This is a genomic window from Oceanisphaera sediminis (genome assembly GCF_039539745.1).
Taxonomy (GTDB): domain Bacteria; phylum Pseudomonadota; class Gammaproteobacteria; order Enterobacterales; family Aeromonadaceae; genus Oceanimonas; species Oceanimonas sediminis.
In genome coordinates this window covers 35,182-44,792 of the sequence record NZ_BAABDS010000005.1, presented here as the reverse complement: position 1 = coordinate 44,792, position 9,611 = coordinate 35,182, and the positions used below count along the sequence as shown (strand labels likewise).

7 protein-coding genes are annotated in these 9,611 nt (G+C 50.5%); 6 read left to right on the top strand and 1 reads right to left on the bottom strand.

Annotated elements, in window-relative coordinates; genetic code table 11:
- The 6 genes from ABD827_RS02065 to ABD827_RS02040 form a co-directional block, all read left to right on the top strand.
- The coding region (locus ABD827_RS02065; RefSeq protein ID WP_344961890.1) for a M24 family metallopeptidase at window positions 1–624 on the top strand (624 nt) is incomplete at its 5' end.
- A gap of 188 nt (window positions 625–812) precedes the next feature.
- On the top strand, window positions 813–2,408 hold the full coding sequence (locus ABD827_RS02060; protein WP_344961888.1) for a BCCT family transporter: 1,596 nt from the start codon (window positions 813–815) through the stop codon (window positions 2,406–2,408).
- Between the two features lie 14 nt (window positions 2,409–2,422).
- Window positions 2,423–3,187 carry a creatininase gene (locus ABD827_RS02055; RefSeq protein ID WP_344961886.1) on the top strand — a complete coding sequence of 255 codons (765 nt, stop codon included), beginning with the start codon at window positions 2,423–2,425 and terminating at the stop codon, window positions 3,185–3,187.
- A gap of 58 nt (window positions 3,188–3,245) precedes the next feature.
- The gene (asnS, locus tag ABD827_RS02050; protein WP_425567957.1) at window positions 3,246–4,646 is read left to right on the top strand and encodes an asparagine--tRNA ligase; all 1,401 of its coding nucleotides are present in this window, start codon (window positions 3,246–3,248) and stop codon (window positions 4,644–4,646) included.
- Between the two features lie 451 nt (window positions 4,647–5,097).
- A complete protein-coding gene (locus ABD827_RS02045; protein ID WP_344961882.1) occupies window positions 5,098–6,309 on the top strand; it encodes a M24 family metallopeptidase in 1,212 nt (403 codons plus the stop codon).
- A 358-nt stretch (window positions 6,310–6,667) separates the two neighbouring features.
- On the top strand, window positions 6,668–8,131 hold the full coding sequence (locus tag ABD827_RS02040; RefSeq protein WP_344961880.1) for a sodium:solute symporter family protein: 1,464 nt from the start codon (window positions 6,668–6,670) through the stop codon (window positions 8,129–8,131).
- Between the two features lie 85 nt (window positions 8,132–8,216).
- On the opposite strand, the gene ABD827_RS02035 is transcribed toward ABD827_RS02040, so the two are convergent.
- Entirely contained in the window at window positions 8,217–9,455 is a 1,239-nt protein-coding gene (locus ABD827_RS02035; protein WP_344961878.1) for an NAD(P)/FAD-dependent oxidoreductase, read from the bottom strand.
- Between the last annotated feature and the right edge of the window lie 156 nt (window positions 9,456–9,611).

Genomic DNA, 9,611 nt, shown 5'->3' with positions numbered 1-9,611 from the left:
GCCGGTACTCAGGCCATGGTGCGTGAAATTGCCAAAACCTTCCCCCATGGCGAGCTGATGGACACCTGGGTGTGGTTCCAGTCCGGTATCAACACCGACGGCGCTCACAACCCGGTGACCAGCCGCAAGATTGAAGCCGGCGACATCCTGAGCCTGAACACCTTCCCGATGATCGGTGGTTACTACACGGCGCTGGAACGGACCCTGTTCAGTGAGCACGTCTCCGACCGTCACCTGGAGTTGTGGGAACTCAACTGCAAGGTACACCGCCGCGGTCTGGAGCTGATCAAGGCCGGTACTCGCTGCTGTGACATCGCCCACGAGCTGAACGAAATCTTCGCCGAGCAGGATGCGCTGCAATACCGCACCTTCGGTTACGGTCACTCCTTCGGTACCCTGAGCCACTACTACGGCCGCGAAGCCGGGCTGGAACTGCGTGAAGACATCGAAACGGTACTGGAGCCGGGCATGGTGGTATCGATGGAGCCGATGATCATGCTGCCGGAAGGCATGCCGGGCGCCGGTGGTTATCGTGAGCACGATATCCTGGTGATCAGCGATAGCGGAGTAGAGAACATCACCCGCTTCCCGTTCGGTCCGGAACACAATATCATTAAAGGCTAAGACAAAAGCCCATCTCTCACCAGATGGGCTTTTAACTTTCAAGGTTTACAGTAATTTTGGTTACAAGTAAGGGGAAGAATTAGAATATATATAAGATACAACAATATAGAATTAACTATCATGTTGATATCTCTAAATACAGGGAAGGTAATATTGGATGTCACTTCTAAGGATAAGGAGTAGAAATTATGGTTCTTAATAACGGACCTTTAAAGGGTATAAATCCCCATATAATGTTCATATCGCTGGCTATTACAGTTGCACTGGTTTTATTCGCACTTGCTTTTCCTGAACAATCATCACTGATGGTTGATCAGGTAAGAACCGTGATTACGATAGCAGCCAATTTATGGTATGTATCGCTGGCAGCATTATTTCTGGTTTTTTGTGTCTGGATCGGATTTAGTAAATACGGAAAAATACGTCTTGGGCGAGACGATGAGAAGCCCGAGTTTGGATACTTCGCCTGGTTCGCCATGGTTTATGCGGCGGGTCAAGGTATAGGTATTATCTTCTGGTCGATAGCCGAACCCATGTTCCACTTCTCCAGTGGTTCGCCATTCTCTCCAGATGTGGCTAATGAAGCTGCTGCAACTTCTGCAATTGCTATTTCATTTTTCCACTGGGGTTTAAATGCCTGGGCTATATATTGTGTAGTTGGTCTGTCTTTAGCCTTTGTCTGCTACAGATTAGGCAAACCACTCAGTATTCGATATACCTTGTATCCTTTATTCGGTGAGAAAGTAACCGGAAGATGGGGTGTGTTAATCGATGTTATCGCTGTTTTTGCAACCTTGTTTGGTATCGCCACTTCATTAGGTATGGGGGCACAGCAGATCAATGCCGGCTTGTCCGAGGTGTGGGGTATCCCCCAAAGCTCATCTGTTCAGCTGATCCTGATCGTTGTTATCACCCTGTGCGCCTTGGTTTCGGTGCTTACCGGCCTGAAAAAAGGCGTGAAATACCTTTCGATAGGCAACATGTGGCTGACCATTATTTTGTTACTTTTTTTCTTTCTTTTCGGCCCCACGCTTTACATTGTAAAAACCTTTTTTAGCGGCACCTTTGAATACCTCATGCAGTTCTTCAACTTTAATGTTTTCGTCGAAAGTTCACCCAGTAGTGTAGGTGATGATGATGCAAGCTGGAAAAGCATGTGGCAAGGCTGGTGGACTGTATTCTATTGGGGATGGTGGATGTCCTGGGCTCCTTTCGTTGGTGTTTTTGTGGCGAGAGTATCCAGAGGCCGGACTATTCGAGAGTTTATCTGGGGTGTAGTGGGTGTATCTTCGCTTCTTTCATTCGTGTGGATAGCAGCTTATGGCGGCACAGCCTTGTATCTTGACTTGTTTGAAGATGCAGGAATAGCCGCGGTCGTAAGTAGTGATGTGTCCAAAGCACTATATGCTACGTTTTCCGGTATGGATCTTGGTTATCTGTCAACAGCTGCCATGATTGTCGGTACTATTCTGGTGGCCACCTACTTCATAACATCATCTGATTCGGGTACATTGGTGTTGACAACCATCATGAGCGAAGGTTGTGAAAGTCCTTTGAACCGACACAGAATAATATGGGGTATCATGCAGGGCGTTGTCGCTTCTGTTTTGTTAGTCGTCGGAGGAGATGCTGCTCTTAGTTCATTGCAAACGGCTTCAATCGCCGCAGCATTGCCCTTCTCAGTCATCATGTTGCTGATGTGCTGTTCGCTATACAAAGGCGTCAGGGACGAGTTCAAGATCATGGCTGCAAGCCCGGCTTATAAAACATCATTATCAGAGTAATAGAGGTACGGTTTATGGTTAATTTAGAACTGATGGATTGGCAAACCTACGCAGAAAAAACGAAAGAGGGTAATGCCATTATTATGTTGCCAATTGGAGCTATTGAGCAGCATGGGCCTCATATGTCTATGAACCCCGACGTTTTGATCCCCAAGGCAATATCGGAGGGAGTGGCAAACAATTCCGATTCCATCCTGGTCGCACCATCTATCTCTTATGGATATAAGTCACAGGTAAAATCAGGGGGAGGAAATTTCTTCCCCGGAACAACATGCATCAATGGTAAGACGATGATCGATACCGTAAAGGATGTCATTGTCGCTTATGCCAGACATGGAAACAGAAAGTTTGTTCTGGTGAATGGTCACTTTGAAAACTCGATGTTTCTGGTCGAAGGAATAGAGTTAGGTCTCGAACATCTGAGACACGAAGGGATCGATGCCCAGGTCATGTTGCTGTCATATTGGGACTACGTTACTCAAGAAACCATTGAGAAAGTGTTCCCGGGTGGCTTTACCGGCTGGGATGTAGAGCATGGTGGGGTTCTTGAAACATCCCTGATGCTATTCTTGCATCCCGATTGTGTGAATATGGATAAAGTTGTCCATCACGAGCCGGCGACCTTCCCTCCATATGATGTCTTCCCGGCAGATCAGAGCTGGGTACCTTGTACGGGTACCTTGTCATCGGCAAAAAATGCCACTCGAGAGTATGGCGAATTATTGTTCAATGTATGCGTCGATGGTATTTATCAGTCCATTACTGAAAGATTTAGTTAATTAAGTAAAGGCAAGTCACTGTCGTGACTTGCCTTTTTTATTGATGTTAGAGAGCATAATTATGGATGTTTCTATTTCTGATATTTCAACCTTATCTCTTCCCGAAGGTGCAGAGATAACAGTGAAGGGATGGGTAAGGACAAGGCGAGATTCAAAGTCCGGAGTCTCTTTTATTAATTTATCAGATGGCTCTTGCTTTAACTCCTTACAGATTGTAATTCCTAAAGAAATATTTAATTACCAGTCTGAAATTCTCAAGATAACAACGGGTTGCTCAATTGTTGTAAATGGGTGCATTGTTAAATCCAAGGGAAGAGAACAAAATTTTGAGTTGAGAGCCGAAGAAGTTAATGTTGTCGGTTGGGTAAAAGATCCAGACACATACCCCATGTCTTCAAAAAGACACAGCATAGAATATCTGCGTGAGCATGCACATCTTAGACCTCGCACCAATATAATAGGTAGTGTGACCCGTGTTCGGAATTGTATTGCTCAAGCTATTCATCGTTATTTCAGTGAGCAGGGTTTTATGTGGGTTTCAACACCCATTATCACCGCGTCCGACTGTGAAGGTGCAGGCGAGATGTTCCGCGTTTCAACTCTTGATCTTAATAACATCCCCCACGATTCTAATGGTAATGTAGACTTTAAAGAAGATTTTTTTGGAAAAGAAACTTTTCTGACGGTTTCTGGCCAGCTAAACACAGAAACATATGCCTGTGCATTGAGTAAGGTTTATACATTTGGACCTACTTTTAGAGCGGAAAACTCTAATACCAGTCGTCACCTGGCTGAGTTCTGGATGGTAGAGCCCGAGGTTGCCTTTTCAGACCTTGAGCAAAGCGCCCAACTTGCAGAGTCATTGCTTAAGTATATTTGCAAGGCGGTACTGCTTGAGCGGAAAGATGACATGAACTTCTTTGTTCAGCATGTTGACAGTAGTGCTATTTCTCGATTGGAAAACCTGATCGACATGGATTTTATTACAGTCGATTATACACAAGCTGTTGATATACTTGTTGATTCAGGTAGGAAGTTCGATTTCCCTGTCTATTGGGGAGTTGATCTTTCCTCCGAGCATGAGCGTTACCTGACAGAAGAGCATTTTAACGCACCTGTTATAGTCATCAATTATCCCAAAGAAATAAAAGCTTTTTATATGAAAGTGAATGATGATGGTAAAACAGTTGCGGCCATGGATGTGCTGGCACCAGGCATTGGTGAGATAATAGGGGGGTCACAGCGCGAGCATAGAATAGATGTTCTTGATGAAAGAATTATTGAAATGGGAATGAACCCAGACGATTACGGTTGGTATAGAGAACTCAGAACCTACGGTACTGTACCTCATGCTGGATTTGGACTCGGTCTTGAAAGAATGGTTGCTTATGTAACAGGGGTTAGCAATGTACGAGATGTGATTCCTTTTCCTAGAACGCCGAGAAATGCAAGCTTCTGATAATAGCGAAGCTATTCTGACCAAGGTCAACAACAGCGGTTCATTTTTAATATGACTTCTATCTTATTAGTGAACCGCTGTAATTTATTAATTCATAAGTATCATCTAGTTGCAGTATGATTCTGTTAGTTTTATGAATTAATTCATCAAGAAACACTCTTGATGAAAATTGGGAAATAGTTTAGACGAGTCCCCTAAGTTTGAGTGACGCTTCGACATTGAAATTTGGCAAAATGTACATAGTTTCGCTCCTTGAGTGGATCGATGCTCTGTTTTTTGGTTAATCTCTTTCACTTAAATGTAACACCCCATTAACATTGTTAATGGGGTGATTTAAAGTATTCATTTCTATTATGACAAGGCCGAACTTAGTATCAGGTCATGCGCTAGGTCCGGTTGTTACAGCGGCGCAATCAACCCTGTTACTGTCATAGAGGAAGGAAGCCTTATCATGCAAATGCCACAGACCCTGAATATTCCCAACGGTGAAAAAGTCCAGGGCATGTTTTCCAAAGAAGAAATGGCCTCACGTCAGTCCAAGCTGCGCAGCTACATGGCCGCCAACGACGTAGACGCCGTGCTGTTTACCTCTTATCACAACATCAACTACTTCAGTGACTTCGTATATTGCCGCTTCGGCCGGGACTACGGCCTGGCCGTGACCCAGCACATTCACACCACCATTACCGCCAACATCGACGGCGGCCAGCCTTACCGTCGCAACGCCCTGGGCGACAACCTGGTGTATACCGACTGGCAGAAAGACAACTTCTTCTATGCGGTCAAGTCACTGATCGGCGGCGCCAAGCGCGTAGGTGTGGAATTCGACCACATCAACCTGCAAGCACTGGACAAGCTGAAAGCAGCTTTGCCGGAAGCCGAGTTTGTCGATATCGGCGTGCCCACCATGAAGATGCGCATGTACAAGTCGGCGGAAGAAATCGCCGTGATCAAGCAGGGTGCCCGGGTGGCCGATGTGGGCGGCGCCGCCATTCGTGACGCCATCGGTGTCGGTGTGCCGGAATACGAAGTGGCCCTGGCCGGTACTCAGGCCATGGTGCGTGAAATTGCCAAAACCTTCCCCCATGGCGAGCTGATGGACACCTGGGTGTGGTTCCAGTCCGGTATCAACACCGACGGCGCCCACAACCCGGTGACCAGCCGCAAGATTGAAGCCGGCGACATTCTCAGCCTGAACACCTTCCCGATGATCGGTGGTTACTACACCGCGCTGGAACGGACCCTGTTCAGCGAGCACGTCTCCGACCGTCACCTGGAACTGTGGGAGCTCAACTGCAAGGTACACCGCCGCGGTCTGGAACTGATCAAGGCCGGTACTCGCTGCTGTGACATCGCCCACGAGCTGAACGAGATCTTCGCCGAGCAGGATGCGCTGCAATACCGCACCTTCGGTTACGGTCACTCCTTCGGCACCCTGAGCCACTATTACGGCCGTGAAGCCGGGCTGGAACTGCGTGAAGACATCGAAACGGTACTGGAGCCGGGCATGGTGGTATCGATGGAACCGATGATCATGCTGCCGGAAGGCATGCCGGGCGCAGGTGGTTATCGTGAGCACGATATTCTGGTGATCAGCGACAGCGGAGTAGAGAACATCACCCGCTTCCCGTTCGGTCCGGAACACAACATCATCAAGGGCTAATCAATGGGGCTCGCCGGTTCAGGCGGGCCCTTTTTTTCTTTAAACAACGTCAAGCAACAGAATACCGATACCGGCAATAAAGAGAGACTCGTTATTGCCAGACTACTTCTGGTGAGGCCGGTACAAACCGGTGGAATCAGGGAATGTGCAACCAGCGTAGCGATACGCCGCTCAAGAAGAGGTAGAAATTATGTTGTCTCAATCCTGGACCATGGAATGGTTCGTTTATCTGAACGCCACCATCATCGTCTGGTCCGTACTGGCTTTCGGCTACCGGGAGTTTATCCACAAGGGTGGTCGTGGCCACTGAGCCATGCTGCCAGTTCGTAGGACAAACCTGAGTTAAAGGGAATTTGTGATGGAAAATTATCAATGGTTAAACTGGGGCCTGCTATTGGGGTCTTTTGCCGTTTTGATCCTGATCGGCTATTTGTCGAGCAGGGCGCTAAAAGACAGTGATGCCGCCGGTTTTCTGGTGGCGGGGCGCAGTCTGGGACCCTTCGTGGGTGCCGGCACCATAGTAGCCACCGGCTTCAGTGGCTGGGGCTTTATGGGATCCCCGGGGGTGGCGTACGAGTTTGGCTCGGTGGAAGTACTGGGTAACTTTTTCTTCGCGCCGGCCATGGTGATCGCGGTATTGTACTTCGCTCACTTTCTGCGCAAGCGTGCCGAGGAATTGGGCAGCTGCACCATTCCGGAATACGTATCGCAGGTGCATGGTGGCGGTTCGCTGATCGAACGTTGGGTCAAGGGCGTCGCCGCCGTGATTACCATAGTGCTGTTGCTGGTGTTCCTCACCAGTCAGATCAAGGCGGTGGGTCTGCTGGGGGCTTCCTGGCTGGGTATCAGCCTGACGGAAAGTGCGCTGCTGATGATTTCGGTGATCATTCTCTACACCATGCTGGGTGGACTGGCCGCCGTGGCCTGGACCGATACCCTGATGGTGGTGGGCATGGGCCTGGGAGCCATCGTGATGATGGTGCAGGTGTTCACCGATGTCAGCCTGACCGACTTTATCGATCGGCTGAATGCGGTCGACCCGGAGCTGCTCAATCCCACGACCGCGGCGCCTTATGGCGAGAGCAAGGGATCTGTGTTCCTGGTATTGCCCTATGCCTTCCTGTTTACCGCCGTATTGCCTTACATGGCGGTGCGCTTCCTGGCGTTCAAACCGTCGGTGAAGATGCATCAGGTGGCCATCTGGGTAGCTCCCATGGGTTGTTTGCTGAGTCTGGTGCCGATTATCGGCATGTATGTGCGCATCGCTCATCCCGAACTGGCCGACTCGGATCAGGCCATGCCGGTGTATCTGGCGACCTTCCTGCATCCGGCGCTGGCGGGGATCATTACCCTGTTCATCCTGTTCGCGATGAAGTCGACCGCCAACTCGCTGCTGCACACGGTGTCGAGCGCCGCGTCTCACGACCTGCGCACCGCGCTGTTCCCCAACAGCAATGCCAGCAACGAGCGAATCCTGTGGGTTAACCGCAGCTGGGTGGCGATTCTCGGTTTCGTCGGCTTTCTGATGATGCTGTTTGCACCGCCCTTCATGTTGTCCTGGTTGGGTATTCTGGGCTCCGGCACCCTGCTGGCGGTGATGATAGGTCCGGTGTTTATCTCGTCTTTCTGGCAGGGGAACGCCTATGGCGCCCTGGCCGCCATGTTCACCGGTCTGGTCACCAGTGGCAGCTTCCTGCTGTTCACCAATGTGGGTTGGGTAGAAGGGCCGCTCTATGGTTGCCTGGCCTCGTCCGTCATCTATGTGGCGGTCAGCAAGCTGACCCAGGGAGTGGCATCCGCCGCCATGGCACGGAGCTACTGAGTCGCTGAATGGTCAAGTAATAGCTAAGTCGAAAGCCCGGATCTTCCGGGCTTTTTTATGTTGTTCGGACCGAGATCGTGGACAGTTACAGGAAGCGTGCCGGTGATAGTGCAGTGGCCAGTTCATCCGGTTGTCGACCGGCCAGGCAGTCAGCCACCAACTGACCGGTCACCGCGGCCAGTGTCATACCCAAGTGGCCATGACCAAAGGCCAGAATGACGCGCTTATTGTCCGGTAAAGGGCCGATAACAGGCAATGAATCTGGGGTGCTGTGGCGGACTCCCATCCATTTTGAGGCTACCGAGACCGGGCGACCAAACAGGGTGGAAGCCCACTCCTGCATATGCCGATATCGGTCTTGTGCTTCAGATGCTGCAGGCTGAGCAAATTGCGTGGTACCGGCGATGCGGATGCCGTTGGCCATGGGAGTGGCATAGAAATAATGAGCGAGCCAGCCGACAGGCCGGTTCAGCACCAGATCCGGATCGTCCAGCATCAGGTGATAGCCGCGCTCGCTGACCACCGGCAGCTTGACTCCCAAAGGCGCCAAGAGCTGCTGGTTACCCATACCGGCACAAAGCACCACGGCATCGGCAACCAGTTCCTGCTCACCAGCCCGGATCTGAACCTTGTCACCCGATTGCCTGAGCGTATCAACCGATAACGGATGATAATCCAGTCCCTGCTCCAGCAGTTGCTCGTGAAGTTGTTCACAGAGCTGCCGGGGATGACGCAATGACCAGGTGTCCGGATACCAGAGGCCTCCTTCCAGACCTTGGGGGTTCAGCCCCGGCTCCAGTTTCAGCAACGCCTCGCGATCCAGAGCTTCACATTGCACCCCGTCTCGTTGTTTGGCGGCGGCAAGTTTGGCTAGCTGCGGGCCCATGGTGGGATCCTGACGATAGACTTGCAGGCATCCCTTGGTCTGGTAGATCTCATCCGAGCCCAGGCTTTTCAGCAACTGCTGCTGCAACAGGGTTCCCCTGGCAACCAGCTCGACCAGGGTTCGCTTGTTTTCGGTAAAGGGTTTGTTGCCGATGGCGCGCAGGAAAGCGCGACCAAAGCCGGTCAGCTCAGGCAGATAATGAGGAGCGATCGACAATGCGCGTTTGCTGCGGATTATTTCCTGGAACATGGAACGCAGACTGTCGGGGTTGGATAGTGGAGTGGTGGCATAATTGGCGATGAGACCGGCATTGCCCGACGAGGTACCCGAGCCGGGCTGGTTTTCATCCAGCAAGGTCACCCGATAGCCCTTGTTCAGTAATGTTTTGGAAACGGACAGGCCAACAATACCTGCGCCGACCACGATGACATGTTTCATTAAAACCACCTGATTGACTTGAATGGCAGTGACAGGATGCGCTGTTAAATAACGGCTCGTGATATTACTGAACCCACCGGATCAGATCTCTGGCGCACCAGAGGAAAGCTGATTGCGGCCTAAAGCAGCGAGCGTCGGTTATTTAACAGGGCAATA

Bases quoted from the DNA above. Each gene is read 5' to 3' on its own strand.
- ABD827_RS02060 (WP_344961888.1), top strand. From the start codon at position 813: ATGGTTCTTAATAACGGACCTTTAAAGGGTATAAATCCCCATATAATG.
- ABD827_RS02055 (WP_344961886.1), top strand. From the start codon at position 2,423: ATGGTTAATTTAGAACTGATGGATTGGCAAACCTACGCAGAAAAAACG.
- ABD827_RS02045 (WP_344961882.1), top strand. From the start codon at position 5,098: ATGCAAATGCCACAGACCCTGAATATTCCCAACGGTGAAAAAGTCCAG.
- ABD827_RS02040 (WP_344961880.1), top strand. From the start codon at position 6,668: ATGGAAAATTATCAATGGTTAAACTGGGGCCTGCTATTGGGGTCTTTT.
- ABD827_RS02035 (WP_344961878.1), bottom strand. From the start codon at position 9,455: ATGAAACATGTCATCGTGGTCGGCGCAGGTATTGTTGGCCTGTCCGTT.